The following is a 16,524-nucleotide window of genomic DNA, read 5'->3' as shown; positions in this document are numbered from 1 at the left end:
ACAAATAAAAACAAAATAATTCACTATTAATTTACATCTATCGAGGGTTTTATACATAAATTTGTCGTTTCAAAGGTAGTAAATAAGAAGAGATGATTTTCTTATCAATCTTCACGTCTTCAATTGACTGAACAAATACCGTTGTTTCAAAAAATTCGGTGAAGATAACCAGTCGATTTACGTCCATGAGCCTTAACTATTTGTATTGAATGGTTTTGTTGAACTCCTCAAATATGACTCACCGACAGGCCTTTACAAAACTTTACGAATGCAAAGAATGTAAATTTAATGCAAATGGTAATAGTTATCACTTATATTCACTCCCGAAATAATTCAGTGGTACCGGCAACGGTTCAGCGAACACATCGAATAAATAACAAAGTGTTCGTCTAAAAGAATAAAAGCGGAGTAAAGGATATGTTTTCAAAGAGCCCATTGGCTTTAGTGATCGGCGCAGTATTAGCTTCACCAGCAGTATTGGCAGAAACAGTAAAAACAGACGAGCATATGGTTGTTGAAGGTCGTGACTACGGTTATAAAGCCGACACGAACACAACAGCAATGCGCATGGAGGCGACTCAATTAGAGACTCCGGGACAAGTTTTAGTAATCGATGAGCAAATCATCGATGAACAGCGTGCAACAACGCTTGGTGACGTGCTTAAGAATGACGCGAGTGTAAGTGCTGGCGGTACAAGCCGTAACCGTGAACGTTTCTCTCTACGTGGTTTCTCGGTAGAAAGCTCTTCGGGCTTCCTTAAAAATGGCCAGCAACATTGGTCTCACTACCGTCAACCAATCGAACTGCTAGAGCGTGTTGAAGTACTAAAAGGACCTTCTGGTCTTCTTTACGGTATTTCTGCACCAGGTGGTTTGATCAACATGGTAAGCAAAAAGCCAACTTACGATACGCAAGTAAGTGTTAGCCAAGATATTGGTTCTAATGACCATTCTCGTACAACGGTAGATGTAAGTGGCGCTTTGAACGACGCTGAAACTCTACGTGGTCGCGCGATTCTATCTAAAGAAAGCTACGGCTCTTGGAGAACTTATGGTGACGGAACTGAACCACAAACAGAACGTTTTGTTGGTGGTGTATTCGTTGATTACGATGTAACTGAAGACGTGACAGTTTCTGTTCATTACGACAAAACTAACGACGAAGGTAGCGTAGATTCTGGCGCTTTATACACGCTAGACGGCAACCGAGTAGGTAGCGACAAGCACATCTGGGATGCACAGTGGTCACAGATCGAGAATGATGTTGAGAACGTTGGTTTTGATATTGCTGCTAACCTGACTGATACATGGTCATTAAAAACAGGTTTCAACTACCAAGATTTCGAACGTATTGATATGGAAAGCTACCCAAGCTTTTCAAATATGAATCCTGATGGTACGGGCACCGTGACTCAAGGCGGTAACTACCGTCATGATAAATGGCGTTTCAGAACGGCTTACGTTGATCTAACAACAACCGCTGATCTTGCGGGCACAGAGCACCAACTATTATTCGGTGCTAACTGGTTAGGCTACAGCTATTACCGTGGTATGGATCGCTTCAGCAGCGCTGAATACGCACCAGGTGCAACAGTACCAGCGCCGTCAGTGGGTCCAACATCGCTAGGTAAGATGAGTACTTACGATACTTGGGGCTTCTACATCCAAGATTTGATTACTATTAATGATGAATGGCAAGTTCTTGCGGGTGCTCGTTTCGACCGTAAAGTAAGTGATGGCGTAGCAGAAGAAAATGTAGCGCCTAAGCTTGGCCTGATTTACCACCCAGCATCAAACGGTAGTATCTACGCTTCTTACTCTGAAAGTTTCGAACCACAAGGTGTTGTGTCTAGCGGAAGCCGCAACTACACCAACGATGGCGAACTTCTTGACGCAGCAACGGGCGTGTCTTACGAAGTCGGTACTAAGTGGGAACTGATGGACGAACGTCTATTCGTTTCTGGTGCGGTATTCGATATTACCCAAGAAAACATTTCAATGGATGTAGAAGACACTTCATCAGGCGATTGGACGAAGACACAAGGTGGCGAACAAGTTCACCGTGGTGCTGAGCTAGCCGCACAAGGCTTTATTTCAGAGCGCTTCTCAATGTCTGGTTCTGCAATGTACTTAGATGCTGAAATCACGAACCATGAAACATATGAAGGTAACCGTCCAGTAGACGTACCTGAGTTTGCAGCAAGCGTTTGGTCTACCTATGCAGCAACAAACGAAGTTGATGTGAACCTGGGTCTTATCTACGAAGGTTCTCGTTACGGCGATAGCGCGAACACATTCAAGAAAGACGGCTACGCACGTGTAGATATGGGTGCTGCATACACGCTTAAGTACGACGATTCTCTTGATTTCGTAGCGCGTCTAACAGTCGAGAACGTATTTGATAAAGAATACCTAGCGGGTGGCGGTTCAACATCTTCAAACCACCAATTTGCTGAAGACGTAGTAATCGGCGAAGGCCGTAACTACATGGCGACTTTACAGGTAAAATACTAATTTGTTAGTAGGGTACTATTGTTAGCCTAAATACTAAGGGGAAAGTTTCGGCTTTCTCCTTTCGTGATTCTGCTATTCAGTAAAATATCCCTAGTAATGCGAGTGACTTTTAATGATAATGAGAGTGCTTATCAATAATAGTATTTATCAATAAAATGTATTTGACCTTCTTCTATAGTAAATGACTACAATTATGAATCTTTTAAAAACTAGCCTAGCGCTTGCCATCAGTTTGGTTGCAACGTCTTCTATGGCAAACAGCTTGGATCAAGCTCAATCAATTCAAAACAAGACCAATAACGCGTCGGCTTCGAGCCAAAAGGTTATTGATAAAAGCTCACAAGCGACTTTAATGCTGCAAGCTGAGATTGAGCGTCTGCAAGAAGAAGTTAAAAACCTAGAAATCTATCACGATCACCTTGCTGCATTAGTTGAGAGCCAAAACCAAGAAGCTCAAAGCATTGAAGAGCAGATCGAAGAAATCAAATACACACGCCAAGGTGTTGTGCCATTGATGTATCAAATGATCGATGGTCTTGAACAGTTGGTAGAGAAAGACGTGCCGATTAAGAAAGAACAGCGTCTAGAAAGAGTAGAAAAGCTACAAGCAATGATGACTCGTGCTGATGTGAGTGATGCTGAGAAGTATCGTCGTATCCTGGAAGCTTACCAAATCGAGATGGACTACGGCATCAAGCTCGGTGCTTACCAAGGCCGCGTTGCATTGAGCAACGACAGAACGATTGAAGCTGACGTGTTGCACCTAGGTCGTATCTCTTTGGTGGCTCGTAACCTAAATGGCAGCCAATATTGGTCTTGGAATCAAACACAAAATCAGTGGCAAGAGCTAGATTCTTCAATGAAATCTGAGCTAGATAAAGCTTACGACATTGCAAGCCAACAAGCGGCGCCAAGCCTAATTACTTTACCTGTTTCTTTAACTGTTGCGGAGGTTAAGTAATGAACTTAAAGCCATTAGCAGCATTGCTTTGCATTACATCACTTTCATTTTCAGCTTTCTCTGCATCAGATACGACGGCTCAGCTAGTTAATAAAGCAAAATCAGAGAGTCGAACTCAAGCTTCTCACAACGTAGTGCGTGAAGCTGATTTCAAAAAGACAGAACAAGAACTGAAAGCGATCAAAGCTCAGCTTGAAGCGAAGCGTACGTCTATCCAAGGTGCGACAGATGTTCTGACTCAAACGTTCAGTGATAACGAAAACAAGCTTGCTCGCTTAGAAGAGAAGCTGCGTTTAGAAACCGGTAGCTTAGGCGAGCTGTTCGGTGTCGTTCGTCAAAACGCAAAAGAACTCGGCGCAGAGCTTAGCTCAACCGTGAATAGTGTTGATCGTGCTGAACACACTGCAACTGTTGATCAAATCATTGATGCTAAATCACTGCCTTCAATGCCACAGCTGACCGGTTTGTGGATGAGCATGGTTGAACAGATCCAAGCGAGTTCTGAGCTTAGCAAATCTCAAATTGCATTCATTAATGGTGAAGGCAATACAAACAAGGTTGACGCTTACCGACTAGGTTCGATTGGTCTTGTGACAGAGCAAGGCTATGTTAGCTGGAACACTCAGCGTGAAGATGCGATCGCTTACCTTAAGCAACCACAAAATGGTCCAACGTTAGCGTCACTTTCTTCGTTAGCGAATGGTGAAGTATCTAACGTGGTTGTCGATCCTTCTCGCGGGTTTATGCTAGAGCAATTAGCACTTACGCCAAGTTTAACTGACCGTCTACAAGCGGGTGGTGTGGTTGGTAAAGTGATTCTTGGCCTACTAGCTATTGGTCTAATCATCGCATTAGTTCGTGGTGTCTCTCTTGCTATCGCACGCCAGAAAATTCGCGCGCAACTTAAGAGCCCTGAGCAAGCGGGTGATAACCCACTAGGTCGTGTTCTTGCGATGTACAACAAGGAACAAAACCAAACGGTTGAAGCGTTAGAGTTGCGACTTTTAGAAGCGGTAGTTGATGAGCAGACTCACCTAGAGAAAGGTCTATCGATGCTTAAGCTATTGGCGGCACTAGCACCAATGTTGGGCCTTTTAGGTACAGTAACCGGCATGATCGAAACATTCCAAGTGATCACTCAGTTTGGTAATGGCGACCCTAAAGTTATGGCGGGTGGTATCTCGATGGCGCTTGTAACTACGGTACTTGGTCTGGTTGCGGCAATGCCTCTTCTACTGGCACACAACATTCTTAGCACTCAAGCAGAAAACATTCGCAATATTCTTGAGAAGCAAGGTATTGGTCTTGTTGCTGAGCAGGCTGAAAAGACCGTTGAATCAAACGCTGTTGTTTCACCAGTTGGGACTGCTGCGTAATGGATATTTTGTCGGGTTCTCTATTACCAGCGAGTTGGTTAACGAGTGACTGGCTGCTGTCTTTATCAAGCTTTATGGAGCAGGGCGGTTTCGTCCTGTGGTGGCTAGCGGCTGTCGTCCTAGTGTATTGGGTGCTTGTGGTAGAACGTGTGCTTTATCTTGCGTTCTACTTTCCTAAGCAACGCCAAGCTTGGATAGCGAAATGGCATGAAAGAGAAGATCACTCTTCTTGGCATGCCAAAGCCATTCGTGAAGGTTGGTTAGGGCAAGCGAGTATCTTGCTTAACCAAAACTTGAATTTTATTAAGCTGTTAGTCGCTATTTGCCCGATGTTGGGCTTGCTAGGCACTGTAACCGGTATGATCTCTGTTTTTGATGTTATGGCGACACAAGGCAGCAGTGACCCTAAATTGATGGCTTCAGGTATCTCGTTAGCAACACTGCCAACCATGGCAGGCATGGTTGCAGCGTTAGCGGGCATGTTCGTTCACGCTCGCTTAGCGAAAGTATGTAACCGCTTAGAATTGAAATTAGAAAAATCTTTAAGGAGTCAACGATGAGACTCGGTCGACGTCATTCTAAAAACGAAGAGGCTCAAATAGACCTTACTTCGATGCTTGATATTGTCTTTATCATGCTTATTTTCTTTATTGTGACCAGTTCATTTGTTCGTGAATCAGGGGTGGAAGTCAATCGCCCACAAGCTTCTAACGTAGTAAGCCAAAAGGATGCAGGCATCTTTGTTGCGATTACTTCTGCAAACGACATTTTCATCGACAAGCGTGTCGTAGATGTTGAACGTGTCCAAGCGACGTTAGAGCACTTGTTGCTAGAACAACCTGATGCTTCTTTGGTTATTCAAGCGGATGAACACGCTTACAACGGTACTGTTGTTAAAGTGATGGATGCCGCGAAAGGTGCAGGTGTTAAAAACATTGCGCTTGCTGCTGATAAGCGATGATCTTGGAGGATCTTCATAAATGATTCGCCTATTTCTTGCTTTACCGCTAGCGGGCGCGTTGGGCTTAGCGCTGTTTTCTTTCATGGCTTGGATGGTCGATAATGGCCACCAACGTTCACCAGACGATAGCGAGACGTTAAGTTTCAACATGGTAATGGTGGAACAAGAACAAGAAGTTCAAAGAAGACAACGCGCAGTCCCTGAAAAACCAGAAATGCCAGAGCCGCCACCGGAAGCGCAAACGTCTCAGTCACAAGCTGAAGTTACGCCTCTGAATTCGATGTCTTCTTTGCCTTCATTGGATTTGAACACATCCATTGATGGCTTAGCGATTAACGCACCGACATTCTCTGATTTTGGGTCAAACCAACAAGCAATGCCTTTGTATCGAGTAGAGCCTCGTTATCCAGCGAAAGCGCTTAAGCGTGGAGCTGAAGGCCATGTGATTATGTCTTTTACTATCGATGAAACGGGACGTCCAATTGACATTCAAGTCACTGACGCAAACCCACGTCGTATGTTTGAACGTGAAGCGATGAGAGCACTTAAAAAATGGAAATATCAACCGAAAGTCGTCGATGGAAAAGCGATAGCTCAGGTTGGTCAAACCGTGAAACTAGAGTTTAAGTTGGCAAAATGATGAAACATATATGGATATTAGTGGGCTTGTTGTTAATGCCCCTTACAACACAGGCACAAGAGCTAACCCAATATACTGCTATTCGTGTTCAAAAGGCGCATAAGCTTGCTCAAGATGAACAGGTTAAACAGGCCATTGACGTACTAGCAGGTTTAGAGCTTTCTAAGGGCTACGACAAAGCGTACGTAGCTCGTATGCTAGGTGTTTTTTACTGGCAAGATGGCAAAACCGATAAGGCGATTAAGCAGCTTACATACGCCGTCGATACCAATTTGCTGGTGGATGAACAAGCTTGGATAACGAAGCGTATGCTTGCGGATCTGTTATTAAACGATCAACAGTTCAAAAACGCGCTTCCACATTACTACGAGTTAGTAAAAACAGCGCCTGAAAAGGAAAAGAAAGACACGCTTTGGATGCGAATTGCACAAGCTGAATACCAAATTGAAAACTGGTCAAAAGTACTGGTTGCTATTGGTAATCGCGACAAGTTCAATGCGAAATCAGAACTGTCGCCTCTTTCGCTAAAATTGGGTGCACAACTACAGTTAAAGCAATGGAAGCAATCTATTCCAACACTGGAAAGCCTGATTGAACTTCAGCCAGAAAAAGACAACTGGTGGCGTCAACTTGTGGGTATTCAGTTAAGACTAGAGCGTAACCGCGATGCATTGAACACACTAGCGTTGGCTGATCTTCAAGGGGTAGAGCTGAAAAACTCAGACCGCCGATTACTGGCTCAGCTTTATGCTAAACGTGGTATTCCAGAGCGTGCAGCACAAGAGATCGCTAAGTTAGATGATGCGAACAGCGATGTTCAACTCCTGGCTGAGCAAGCAACCTACTGGCAGTTAGCGAAAGAGTGGGACAGTGCTATTGAAGTATGGACGTTAGCGTCTAAAAAGGACACGCAATATCATTGGAATGTGGCTCAATTACTGGTTCAGCAAGGTTACTACGATCGTGCTCTGGTTGTTTTGGATAAAGTGAAAGACAAGAACAAGCAAGCTGATGTTGCTTTAGCGAAAGTACGTTCATGGTACAAGCTAAAGAATCTTGATAATGCTCTTGCTCAAGCGAAACGTGCGAACAACATTGAGCCTTCTTCTGAGGCAAAAGGTTGGATTAAATATCTGACTCAGCTAAGAACAGTGAGTGATAACGGCAACGTCTAACTGCGAATAGCACAACAGAAGACAAGAGAAAGTAATATAGAGAAAAGGGTGTCATTTGATGGTTCAAATGACACCCTTTTTAGTTTTGGCGGTTAAAGCTTTTTGAACTTTATCGTTCCAATGCGGCAGTTAAGGCTCGCACATCGTGCCGCTGGACGTAGCACTTTGAATCACGCCGCTGGTATCAGCAACCCAATTAATGGTGCAGTCACGATAAGGGTTTTTGAATGCGTGTACTGTATAACCATTGTCTAACGGTTTCTTGGTTTCAATCCAAGCATAGTTTCGAGACGCCCAAAAACTGATAGGGCGTGACCGTTCGGTGAGATAACGTTCTTGTACATCGGTTATGTCTGAACCGATGTATTCTTGAATATGTTCTTCCGTGCTGATTATTTGGCTGGTGCACGCCGTCACTAGCGCAGCAAAAGCCAAAACAAAAATACGCATTTCAAATCCTTTTAAGCTTCATTAGCTATCATCAAACCAGTGATCAAATAGTCCCAACTTTCTATCCTTAAAGCTACGACTGTTACCTTAAACCCATCTCAATCAAGCATGTTGAGATTGAGCTTTTTTGAGCTTTGACCCTGTTATCAATAACCTCTAATAAAACGAATCAAATCCCTTTAGTACACGTTAGCAAGAATATGCATACAGTTCGATTACTTCCCATGTAATGTTATGTAAATTGCCACTCGGCAAACGTAAACAATGTAAATTGAATGCCAATACGAATGATTATCAACTAAATTGTCGCCATAAAATTTATAGGTATTGGTTTGTATGTCGTTAAAAAGTAGGGCGGTTCAGTCATGGGCTCGTCGACTTCATGTTTATATTTCTATGGCGCTTCTGTTCGTGGTTCTTTTTTTCTCAGTAACCGGTATCACCCTGAACCGACCTGAGTTATTTGAATCAAGCCAACCCAATATCCAACGCTCTACGCTAACGCTTCCTACAAGTTTATTTACGGTTCAAGACGGACGTTTAAAAGCTGACGAGACAGCCTTTGAAACGTTTCTGTTCGAAGAAGCCAACCTCTCCGGCGTTCCTTCTGGTTTGGACATCTATGCAGAGATTGAAGATGGTGAGTTGCTCATCGGTGAGGTATCTATGGACTTCAAAGGACCCGGCTACAACGCTTCCGTTTTTGTTGACGTTACGTCTGAGTTTGTAGAAGTCGAAACCACTAATTACGGCGTTATCGCATTGTTGAACGATCTGCATAAAGGTCGTAACAGCGGTGAAGTATGGAAATGGTTTATCGATATCACTGCGCTATTGATGATCTTCTTTGTGCTTACTGGCGTGTGCTTACTGTTACCTAAGAAAAAGACGCTTAATACTTCCATCAAATGGACGGTGTTTGGGTCTGCAATCTCGCTTGCTATCTATTTTGTCGCCGTACCTTAACCCTTAATTAGCTTGATGAAGTGGGTTGATGAATCAGCTTGAAGAACGAATTAAAGGTTAAACGGATTTAAAAGGTTGTTAAACATGAAAAAAATGAACTGGAGCAAGGCGCTTCTTGCTTTATCTCTTTTGCCAAGCCTAGGTATGGCACAAGCGATTCCTGATACGGCAAAACTTGATGTGAGCTTCGAGCTTCCAAAGATTGATACCTCTATGTATGCGCGTCCCTATGTGGCGGTGTGGGTAGAGAACAGCGAACGAAAGTCAGTGAAAACCATTGAACTTTGGGTCGGTAAAGATGAATGGCTGAAAGATCTACGCAGCTGGTGGAGAAAGGTTGGCCGTTACGATCGTGATCTTGTTGACGCTGTGACATCCGCAACGCGTCCAGCTGGCAAGTACCGTTTCGCTTGGGATGGTAAGAGTGATGATGGCCAAGCACTAGAACAAGGCGAGTACACGGTTCATATCGAAGTGGTTCGTGAACATGGTGGCCGTAACTACCTTCGCCAAAAAGTATCACTCACAGATTCAAACGTATCTTACGATTTAAAAGCAACGGAAGAGACGGGTGAAATCACCCTGAACTACATCGCTAAATAGTAAGTGCGAACAGTAAAACCAAGCTGAACAGAATAGACAGTGGTCATCGTAGGCTCAGATAGAGCGACACGGCTAACAATTATAAATAATGGAATTGAACATGATGAAACAGACAAAAATCAAAGCACTTGCTCTAGCGGGTGTGATGGCATTCGGCCTAGCAGCAACGACAACGGCACAAGCTCACCCACGTTGGATTTTGCCATCTCACTTTACTGTATCTAAAGAAGGTGGTGATTGGCTAACGTTCGATGTTACTGCGTCTCACGGTACGTTTGTTTTTGATAAGCCTGCTGGCAGCGAAAATGCTCATGTCATCATGCCAGATGGCCGCAGCGAGCGTCCTAACTTCGTTATTCGTGGCAAGCGTCGTTCAATCTTCGACTTCTATTTTGAAGAAGAAGGTACACACAAAGTGGCGATCAACAACCAGCCGTCTTACTACACGCAATACAAAGCGGGTCGCCGTGACACGGTGAAGTGGATTAAAGCAAACAAAGCTGAGCGTGACTCAGTTCTGCCTGAAAAATCACGTGACGTGGTAACGCAGATCAGCTTCACTCGTGCAGAAAGCTACATCACGGTAGGTAAGCCAACGGATTCAGTGTTCAAAATTGAAGGCAAGCTTCTAGAAATGAAGCCTGTGACACACCCTTCAGATATCGTTGAAGGCGAACCTGTGACATTCCAGTTCTTCTACAACGGTGAAATCCAGAAAGACGTGAAAGCGGAGATTACTCGTGAAGGTACGCTTTACCGCAACCACCAAGAGCAGATTGATGTGGTGAGTGATGAGAACGGTGAAATCACGTTTACTCCAGACGTAGCAGGTCGTTACGTAATGAAAGCGAACTACAAAGGTGAGTTGATTGACAACCCACTGGCAGACAAAGCAAGCGCGAACGTTCACCTAACGTTCGAAGCGCTGCTTCAATAGTCTGTGATATCGGGGCTAGATCCCTGATTAAGAATCAAAAAAACTTAAGGGCTCATTTGAGCCCTTTATCGCTCAGTTTACTTCTGAGAATTTGCACTGTGGCTAGGGTACGAACCATGACAATAAAAACAAAACTTAACGCTTTAATGACTCCTTGCTTAGCATTGGGACTTGGTTTCGCTGCATTACCTGCGCAAGCACACTTTCCACTGATGAGCTGCTGGTTTGAAGGTAAGACTGTTGCTTGTGAAGCGGGTTATTCGGATGGCAGCAAAGCGATTGATTACGCAGTTGAGATGTACGATTACGAAGACAACTTGATTGCAAAAGAGATGACAGATAAACGTTCTATCGTTGAATTCCCACATCCTGACACTGAGTTCTACCTTGTGTTCGATTCAGGTCATGAGTTTCCAGTTGAAGTTGATGTTGTAGAGATCAGTGAAAAATGATGATTCAAAGCGTACGTGCTGATACGGGCGGCAGAGAGGGCAAATGGGTAGGACTGATCATTGTGTTCATCCTTTGCTTTGCAACTGTCGCAATCCCATTTCATCAGGCTGAATCCCACGTTAAAGCAGTGCTTGATCATCAAATTCTAGTGACTGATGTTGAACAAGAAAACTTGGCGATGCTATCAGAGCTGCGTTTAGCGCATGAAGAAATCCGTGACCTGCGCATGGACTCAGATGGTGAATGGCCGAGTGTTGCATCACTTAAAGATGAATGGGTTGCCCCGTTTGTAGAAGATCAGAGTTGGAAGCGCAAAGGTTCTCATGCTTGGGTACTGGACGAGCGTGGTTATTACTTTTCTACTCCAAGTGAACAAGCTACGCCTACCGATCATGGTTTTGCGGATTCCTTTATTTTAAATGCGAACAGCGTTTCTCCTGAAATCTGGATCTTCTTGGGCGGTGTAGCGAAACAGCCCGCTACTTTTGACCAACACACGCTAGAGTCTACGGGTTGGAAAATGGTCGTGAACGAATCAGAAATTGAACAGCATCATGAAAGCGATGCTCACTAATAATAAGAGAATTACTATGCGAATTATGACTCTGTTCATGTCGTTATTAGCGGTGTTCATGGCACCCAATGCATTGGCAAAAGAATATAAGATCGACAGCAACAAGCTGACGATTGGTATCACGCTTCAACCTTACTACAGCTACGTAAAAGCAGTAGTAGGCGACAAAGTGAACATCCTTCCTTTGGTTGATGCCGGCTTTAATCCGCATAACTACTTGCCACAACCGAACGACTTGAAGAGATTGAGCCAGATGGACGCCATCGTGGTAAACGGTATTGGTCACGATGACTTCGCGCTTAAAGTGATTTCAGCCGCGCAACGTGATGACCTAGTCGTGATCGAAGCAAACAAAGAAGTGCCTCTACTTCCTGCTCTTGGTCAGTCTGTTGGTCAAGGTGCCGTTAACCCACATACCTTTGTTGGGCTTTCGACAACAATTCAAAAGGTTTACACCATCGCGAGTGAGGTCTCTAAGCTCGACCCTGACAACGCGGCTTTTTATCGTAAGAATGCACGTAAATACGCAAAGCAATTTCGCTTTATGAAGCGCGATGCGATGTTGTCATTAGGTGAGTTAGATACTTCAGGTATGAAGGTGGCGACCACGCACAATGCGTATGGCTACATCCTTCAAGAATTTGGTGTGGATGTTGCGGCGGTGATTGAGCCTGCACACGGTGTTGAACCAAGTGCGAGCCAGTTGCAAGAAACGATCGAAAAGATCCGCGCATCGGGCATTGACGTGTTGTTCTACGAGCTAAACATGCCAAACCGTTTTGTTGACACGATTGAAGCGGAAACGGGTGTTCAGCTTTACCGTTTCTCTCACATGACGCATGGCGAATATCAAGACGACAAAGTCGAAGTTGAGATGCAGAAGAATCTCGAGACATTAATCGAAGCAATGAAATTTGCGGCGGCGAACCAAGCTAAAAGCGGGAACGCATAATGTTAGGTCCATCAATCTCAATTAATAAACTCGGTCTGCAATACGATAACAACGTAATTCTTGATGATATCTCGCTCGAACTTAAAGCGGGCGAGTGTCATGTGATCATGGGACCAAACGGTGGCGGTAAAACTTCATTACTGCGCTCTGTGCTTGGCCTTACGCCTTTCTCTGGCCAAATCAATATCCACTGGCCAGAAAAGCAGAGTATTGGTTACGTACCTCAAAAAGCGACCTTCGAGTCTAGCTTGCCTTTGACTGTAATGGACTTCGTACTGCTTAACCAAACACGAATCCCATTGTTTTGGCGTCGTAAATCTAAGCAATTGGATCTTGCACTCGCACAATTAGATCGCGTTGGTATGGTTACTCGTAGCGACCGCCGCATGGGACAGTTATCGGGTGGTGAGCAGCAACGCGTGCTGTTTGCCCAAGCGCTATTAGATAACCCAAGTCTACTGGTGTTGGATGAACCAACCACGGGTATGGACGAGCAGGGCGTTCGTTATCTTGAATCGTTAATTCGTGAATGTGTTAGTGAAGGTCGTACGATCCTTGCGGTACACCACGATGTCACGGCAGTGCGTCGACTCGAAGCGAACGTACATGTTGTGAATCGATTCTTGGTTGATAGTGGCCCACACGAACAAGTCTTACACCCAAGTAAAATCGAGAGCCTGTTCCAGCACTACAGCAGTGGCTCTGCGATGACCAAATCGAAGGAGGTTGCGTAATGGATTGGTTACGACAACTAGCCATTAGTGGCGTGGAAGCGGGCTGGTTATCAGACAGTTTCATGTATGCCTTCATGGTCAATGCTTTGGTTGCAGCGTTACTACTTGGTCCTCTGTTAGGTGGTCTGGGTACTTTGGTGATTGCCAAGCGTCTGGCTTTCTTCTCAGAAGCCGTCGGCCACGCAGCGTTAACCGGTATCGCTATTGGTGTTTTGCTTGGCGAGCCACCAGAAAACCCAATTATTGGTTTGTTTAGCTTCTGTATGATCTTCGCTCTGCTTCTTCACTTTGTAAGAAACAGGACCAACGTTCCATACGATACCTTAGTGGGTGTTTTCCTTGCGCTAGCGTTGGCTGTGGGTGCGGCGTTACTGATGTATGTTGCTCGTAAGATCAATATCCACATGCTTGAAAACGTACTGTTTGGCTCGATTCTTACGGTAACAGACCAAGACTTAGCGATTCTCGCAGGTAGTTGCGCGATCATCATCTTGCTCTTGATACCGACATTCAACCGCATTCTCCTGACTTGTATCAGCCCTGATATAGCTAAGGTTCGTGGTTACAACACCAGCTTTTACGATTACTTGTTTGTCATGATGATCACCTTAGTGACAATTGCGGCCGTGAAGATCGTAGGTGCAGTTCTAGTGGGTGCGTTATTGTTGATTCCAGGTGCGACCGCTCGATTGTTAACTAAACGTATGGGGAGCTTTGTTCTCTTGTCGGCATTACTCGCAACCATCGCATGTTTGGTTGGAACCGTGTTGCCTATGGAACTCAAACTGCCAGTGCCATCGGGCGCTTCAATCATCATCGTTTCTGCAACGTTTTTCCTAGCAGCAACGCTATACCGAATTGTAAGAAAGGCGTAATCATGACTTGTTTAATGAATCGTATCGCTAGCTCAGTAAAAGCAACGGCTCAAGTGAGTGTACTTGGTAGTGTATTAATGGCTGGTTCTTTGATGTCACTGAACGTGAATGCAGAAGACATCCTAACCAGTACACCTGTGACTTATGCATTGGCGACAGAGCTAACCAAAGGCACGGACATTACGACCGAATATCTACCACCTAAGCGCTACGGTATTGACCGTCTGCCGAATTGGGTTGGTACCAAGGGTGCGAGTAAAGTGCTTCAATCGGGTGAAAAGGCGACCGTTGCGGTAACGTTGTCATCGATCTGGCAAGCCGACCCTACGTTTGTATACGCAAGACAAAGCAATATCCGTTTAGTTGAGGTTGATGCCGCTCAAGCGATTACACCGCGTGCACAAGGCGTTGCTGCGCTTACATTGTCGAATGGTGATGTGTCTAAATACGCATGGTTAAACCCGACCAACTTAACACGTATGGCGGCGATTGTGGCTGACGACTTTAAGTTGTTGTGGCCTGCGCAAGCTGAAACGATTGATAGCAACTTACAACGTGTGATGTTGGATGTTCGTGAACTGATCAACAAGCAGCAAGCAGTATTGCTCGACAATGACGTAGATTCAGTATTGTTGCTTTCAGAAAGCTTGGAAGATTTCGCCTCTGGCAGCCAACTGTTTGTTGAAGAACGCATGTTCAAAGCTGAACTGGAATGGACAGAGCAGGACAAAGCCAAGCTTAAAGAGATGTTTTCGGAAGATGATGCTCTATGGTTAGTTACAGCGAAAAAGCCAAGCAACTTGATTAAATCATTGGTACCGAATGAGCGTATCTTGGTAGTGGATTCTGTTGATCGTTGGGGCAGAGCGGGAATCAACGCAAAAGCACCGTTTGCCCGTTGGGAAGTGCAGCCATTCAAAGGCTAACCAGCGCGATTAAAAATGGTAGGATCAAAAAAGCAGCCCAATTTGAGGCTGCTTTTTTGTTCTTGTCTGTTGGCTCTGAAAAGAGTGTCAGACAAGAGGACTGAGAGTATAAACTTACTCTGCAGCTTTTGTCTCTTCAGCTTCAACAGTTGCTTCTACTGAACCTTCAGCTTGCTCTTGAGCTGCTTTCGCTTGTTCTTCAGCTTCCATTTTTGCACGGTCAGCTTTAGAGATGTAGCGAGGCTTGTTGCTACTATGCAGTTTAGAATTCGCCTGTTTCTGCTTCTTTTTTAGAATTTGATTGATTTTTTTCTTACGGTTCATTGCTGCATAGCCTTGTATTTAGTTTAGGCGGTGGAGGATAATCATTTTAGCTCTAGAACTCAATATTTACATGGTATTCAGCAAGGAAAATATCACTATGCAGTCAGTCGAGACCGAACGTTTAAGATTAAGAATGATCACACCTCAAGATGCGGCGTTTATTCAACGACTATACAGCTCAGAAGATTTCCTGCGTTACATTGGTGATAAGGAAATCAACGACACTGAAAAGGCTGTCGAGTACATTGAAAACAACATTCTTAAGATGCATGAAGAGAAGGGTGTCTGTTTGTTGATGGTTGAAATCAAAGAAACTTCAACGCCAATTGGTATCTGCGGATTAATAAAAAGAGACACCTTAGCGTCGCATGATATTGGCTACGGGTTTGCTCCTGAGTTTTATGGTCAAGGCTTTGCCCAAGAAGCCGCGGAGGCGATAATTGAACAAGCTAAGCAGAATGCTGATATCGATCATTTAGTTGCCATCACTACCTCTGATAACATTCGAAGTATCACACTACTGACTAAGTTAGGCTTTGTGTTCGAGCGAGTTGAAGATGTGATAAGCGAAAGCGTTAATCTCAACCTGTACGGTTTCTCATTAGGTAATTAAAACATGTTCCAACATAACAATATTCTACAAGGTGAGCTCGCAACGGAGTACAAAACCGTTATTGCGATGGTGCACATCTATTGCAAAGATCACCACGGTGAAGTTCGTCAGAATAACGCGTTATGTGAGGAGTGTGAGCAACTGTTGCGTTACGCCGAAACACGACTGGATAGATGTCCTTATGGCGAAGCAAAACCGACCTGTAATAAGTGTCCGATTCATTGCTATAAACCAGACCCGAAAGAGCAAATGCGATTGGTGATGCGCTATGCCGGGCCAAGAATGCTACTTAAGCATCCGATATTAGCGATTCGACATCTGATTCATGAGAAACGGAAAGTGCCTGAAAAGCCGTTGCCGAATGTGTCGAACCGCCATATCCGAATGAACAAGAAGTAAGTGGCGCTTTAAAGTAATTTCTAAAGAAATGCAAAAGGTCTGATTTCTCAGACCTTTTTTATGTAGATACACTTCCATCTCAGCTTGAATC

The 16,524-nt window shown here is 44.5% G+C and carries 20 protein-coding genes; 18 read left to right on the top strand and 2 right to left on the bottom strand.

Translation table 11 applies throughout. The features are described from left to right. The first annotated feature begins 417 nt into the window (after positions 1 to 417). The 7 genes from AB4209_RS15340 to AB4209_RS15310 all read left to right on the top strand — a co-directional run bounded on the left by AB4209_RS15340 (position 418) and on the right by AB4209_RS15310 (position 7,627). Complete coding sequence (locus tag AB4209_RS15340) at positions 418 to 2,514, top strand: TonB-dependent siderophore receptor (RefSeq protein WP_372056401.1); 2,097 nt, start codon at positions 418 to 420, stop codon at positions 2,512 to 2,514. 193 nt (positions 2,515 to 2,707) lie between these two features. Beyond that, the gene (locus AB4209_RS15335) at positions 2,708 to 3,475 is read left to right on the top strand and encodes a DUF3450 domain-containing protein (RefSeq protein ID WP_017062550.1); all 768 of its coding nucleotides are present in this window, start codon (positions 2,708 to 2,710) and stop codon (positions 3,473 to 3,475) included. Continuing rightward, positions 3,475 to 4,851, top strand: a complete 1,377-nt coding sequence (locus AB4209_RS15330; RefSeq protein ID WP_372056399.1) for a MotA/TolQ/ExbB proton channel family protein — start codon at positions 3,475 to 3,477, stop codon at positions 4,849 to 4,851. Before AB4209_RS15335 ends, AB4209_RS15330 begins: the two co-directional genes overlap by 1 nt. Next, a complete protein-coding gene (locus AB4209_RS15325; RefSeq protein WP_010429842.1) occupies positions 4,851 to 5,411 on the top strand; it encodes a MotA/TolQ/ExbB proton channel family protein in 561 nt (186 codons plus the stop codon). Before AB4209_RS15330 ends, AB4209_RS15325 begins: the two co-directional genes overlap by 1 nt. Beyond that, positions 5,408 to 5,812 carry a biopolymer transporter ExbD gene (locus AB4209_RS15320; RefSeq protein WP_004739212.1) on the top strand — a complete coding sequence of 135 codons (405 nt, stop codon included), beginning with the start codon at positions 5,408 to 5,410 and terminating at the stop codon, positions 5,810 to 5,812. Before AB4209_RS15325 ends, AB4209_RS15320 begins: the two co-directional genes overlap by 4 nt. 19 nt (positions 5,813 to 5,831) lie before the next feature. After that, positions 5,832 to 6,452, top strand: a complete 621-nt coding sequence (locus AB4209_RS15315; protein WP_008219721.1) for an energy transducer TonB — start codon at positions 5,832 to 5,834, stop codon at positions 6,450 to 6,452. Further along, a complete protein-coding gene (locus AB4209_RS15310; protein WP_372056397.1) occupies positions 6,449 to 7,627 on the top strand; it encodes a tetratricopeptide repeat protein in 1,179 nt (392 codons plus the stop codon). The genes AB4209_RS15315 and AB4209_RS15310 overlap by 4 nt, the downstream gene beginning before the upstream one ends. Before the next feature lie 129 nt (positions 7,628 to 7,756). Here AB4209_RS15310 and AB4209_RS15305 read toward each other — a convergent pair whose 3' ends face one another. Then, positions 7,757 to 8,077, bottom strand: coding sequence for a hypothetical protein (locus AB4209_RS15305; RefSeq protein ID WP_017067850.1), 321 nt, complete (start codon positions 8,075 to 8,077; stop codon positions 7,757 to 7,759). A 336-nt stretch (positions 8,078 to 8,413) separates the two neighbouring features. Between AB4209_RS15305 and AB4209_RS15300 the strand changes: the two genes are divergently transcribed. The 9 genes from AB4209_RS15300 to AB4209_RS15260 all read left to right on the top strand — a co-directional run bounded on the left by AB4209_RS15300 (position 8,414) and on the right by AB4209_RS15260 (position 15,097). Further along, positions 8,414 to 9,043: a PepSY-associated TM helix domain-containing protein gene (locus tag AB4209_RS15300; RefSeq protein ID WP_372056395.1), complete on the top strand. Its 630-nt coding sequence runs from the start codon at positions 8,414 to 8,416 to the stop codon at positions 9,041 to 9,043. 84 nt (positions 9,044 to 9,127) lie between these two features. Next, positions 9,128 to 9,646: a DUF2271 domain-containing protein gene (locus AB4209_RS15295; RefSeq protein ID WP_136974574.1), complete on the top strand. Its 519-nt coding sequence runs from the start codon at positions 9,128 to 9,130 to the stop codon at positions 9,644 to 9,646. A 100-nt stretch (positions 9,647 to 9,746) separates the two neighbouring features. Further along, complete coding sequence (locus AB4209_RS15290; RefSeq protein WP_017062544.1) at positions 9,747 to 10,583, top strand: DUF4198 domain-containing protein; 837 nt, start codon at positions 9,747 to 9,749, stop codon at positions 10,581 to 10,583. A gap of 116 nt (positions 10,584 to 10,699) precedes the next feature. Next, positions 10,700 to 11,035: a hypothetical protein gene (locus tag AB4209_RS15285; RefSeq protein WP_017062543.1), complete on the top strand. Its 336-nt coding sequence runs from the start codon at positions 10,700 to 10,702 to the stop codon at positions 11,033 to 11,035. Next, complete coding sequence (locus AB4209_RS15280) at positions 11,032 to 11,610, top strand: DUF6162 family protein (protein ID WP_029235381.1); 579 nt, start codon at positions 11,032 to 11,034, stop codon at positions 11,608 to 11,610. Before AB4209_RS15285 ends, AB4209_RS15280 begins: the two co-directional genes overlap by 4 nt. A 16-nt stretch (positions 11,611 to 11,626) precedes the next feature. Then, positions 11,627 to 12,562 (top strand): metal ABC transporter solute-binding protein, Zn/Mn family, encoded by a 936-nt coding sequence (locus tag AB4209_RS15275; protein ID WP_372056392.1) that lies wholly within the window; start codon positions 11,627 to 11,629, stop codon positions 12,560 to 12,562. Continuing rightward, positions 12,562 to 13,296: a metal ABC transporter ATP-binding protein gene (locus AB4209_RS15270; RefSeq protein WP_017064556.1), complete on the top strand. Its 735-nt coding sequence runs from the start codon at positions 12,562 to 12,564 to the stop codon at positions 13,294 to 13,296. The genes AB4209_RS15275 and AB4209_RS15270 overlap by 1 nt, the downstream gene beginning before the upstream one ends. Then, entirely contained in the window at positions 13,296 to 14,171 is an 876-nt protein-coding gene (locus tag AB4209_RS15265) for a metal ABC transporter permease (protein ID WP_065206162.1), read from the top strand. The genes AB4209_RS15270 and AB4209_RS15265 overlap by 1 nt, the downstream gene beginning before the upstream one ends. Before the next feature lie 2 nt (positions 14,172 to 14,173). Further along, on the top strand, positions 14,174 to 15,097 hold the full coding sequence (locus AB4209_RS15260) for an ABC transporter substrate-binding protein (RefSeq protein WP_372056390.1): 924 nt from the start codon (positions 14,174 to 14,176) through the stop codon (positions 15,095 to 15,097). 114 nt (positions 15,098 to 15,211) lie between these two features. Here the strand turns inward: AB4209_RS15260 and AB4209_RS15255 are convergent, their stop codons facing one another. After that, positions 15,212 to 15,421, bottom strand: coding sequence for a DUF2986 domain-containing protein (locus AB4209_RS15255; RefSeq protein ID WP_017060973.1), 210 nt, complete (start codon positions 15,419 to 15,421; stop codon positions 15,212 to 15,214). A gap of 97 nt (positions 15,422 to 15,518) precedes the next feature. Between AB4209_RS15255 and AB4209_RS15250 the strand changes: the two genes are divergently transcribed. Both AB4209_RS15250 and AB4209_RS15245 read left to right on the top strand, forming a co-directional pair. Next, positions 15,519 to 16,034, top strand: coding sequence for a GNAT family N-acetyltransferase (locus tag AB4209_RS15250; RefSeq protein ID WP_017067858.1), 516 nt, complete (start codon positions 15,519 to 15,521; stop codon positions 16,032 to 16,034). A gap of 3 nt (positions 16,035 to 16,037) precedes the next feature. Beyond that, entirely contained in the window at positions 16,038 to 16,433 is a 396-nt protein-coding gene (locus AB4209_RS15245; RefSeq protein ID WP_017060975.1) for a nitrous oxide-stimulated promoter family protein, read from the top strand. Positions 16,434 to 16,524: the final 91 nt, after the last annotated feature.

The organism is Vibrio sp. 10N.286.48.C11 (assembly GCF_041469805.1).
In the GTDB taxonomy this organism is placed as follows: Bacteria; Pseudomonadota; Gammaproteobacteria; order Enterobacterales; family Vibrionaceae; genus Vibrio; species Vibrio crassostreae_C.
Note: the sequence above shows the minus strand (reverse complement) of the source record. Positions and strands in the feature narration are given on the sequence as shown.

Coding starts and splice junctions, on each gene's coding strand:
- AB4209_RS15340 (WP_372056401.1), top strand. CDS start 418: ATGTTTTCAAAGAGCCCATTGGCTTTAGTGATCGGCGCAGTATTAGCT.
- AB4209_RS15335 (WP_017062550.1), top strand. CDS start 2,708: ATGAATCTTTTAAAAACTAGCCTAGCGCTTGCCATCAGTTTGGTTGCA.
- AB4209_RS15330 (WP_372056399.1), top strand. CDS start 3,475: ATGAACTTAAAGCCATTAGCAGCATTGCTTTGCATTACATCACTTTCA.
- AB4209_RS15325 (WP_010429842.1), top strand. CDS start 4,851: ATGGATATTTTGTCGGGTTCTCTATTACCAGCGAGTTGGTTAACGAGT.
- AB4209_RS15320 (WP_004739212.1), top strand. CDS start 5,408: ATGAGACTCGGTCGACGTCATTCTAAAAACGAAGAGGCTCAAATAGAC.
- AB4209_RS15315 (WP_008219721.1), top strand. CDS start 5,832: ATGATTCGCCTATTTCTTGCTTTACCGCTAGCGGGCGCGTTGGGCTTA.
- AB4209_RS15310 (WP_372056397.1), top strand. CDS start 6,449: ATGATGAAACATATATGGATATTAGTGGGCTTGTTGTTAATGCCCCTT.
- AB4209_RS15305 (WP_017067850.1), bottom strand. CDS start 8,077: ATGCGTATTTTTGTTTTGGCTTTTGCTGCGCTAGTGACGGCGTGCACC.
- AB4209_RS15300 (WP_372056395.1), top strand. CDS start 8,414: ATGTCGTTAAAAAGTAGGGCGGTTCAGTCATGGGCTCGTCGACTTCAT.
- AB4209_RS15295 (WP_136974574.1), top strand. CDS start 9,128: ATGAAAAAAATGAACTGGAGCAAGGCGCTTCTTGCTTTATCTCTTTTG.
- AB4209_RS15290 (WP_017062544.1), top strand. CDS start 9,747: ATGATGAAACAGACAAAAATCAAAGCACTTGCTCTAGCGGGTGTGATG.
- AB4209_RS15285 (WP_017062543.1), top strand. CDS start 10,700: ATGACAATAAAAACAAAACTTAACGCTTTAATGACTCCTTGCTTAGCA.
- AB4209_RS15280 (WP_029235381.1), top strand. CDS start 11,032: ATGATGATTCAAAGCGTACGTGCTGATACGGGCGGCAGAGAGGGCAAA.
- AB4209_RS15275 (WP_372056392.1), top strand. CDS start 11,627: ATGCGAATTATGACTCTGTTCATGTCGTTATTAGCGGTGTTCATGGCA.
- AB4209_RS15270 (WP_017064556.1), top strand. CDS start 12,562: ATGTTAGGTCCATCAATCTCAATTAATAAACTCGGTCTGCAATACGAT.
- AB4209_RS15265 (WP_065206162.1), top strand. CDS start 13,296: ATGGATTGGTTACGACAACTAGCCATTAGTGGCGTGGAAGCGGGCTGG.
- AB4209_RS15260 (WP_372056390.1), top strand. CDS start 14,174: ATGACTTGTTTAATGAATCGTATCGCTAGCTCAGTAAAAGCAACGGCT.
- AB4209_RS15255 (WP_017060973.1), bottom strand. CDS start 15,421: ATGAACCGTAAGAAAAAAATCAATCAAATTCTAAAAAAGAAGCAGAAA.
- AB4209_RS15250 (WP_017067858.1), top strand. CDS start 15,519: ATGCAGTCAGTCGAGACCGAACGTTTAAGATTAAGAATGATCACACCT.
- AB4209_RS15245 (WP_017060975.1), top strand. CDS start 16,038: ATGTTCCAACATAACAATATTCTACAAGGTGAGCTCGCAACGGAGTAC.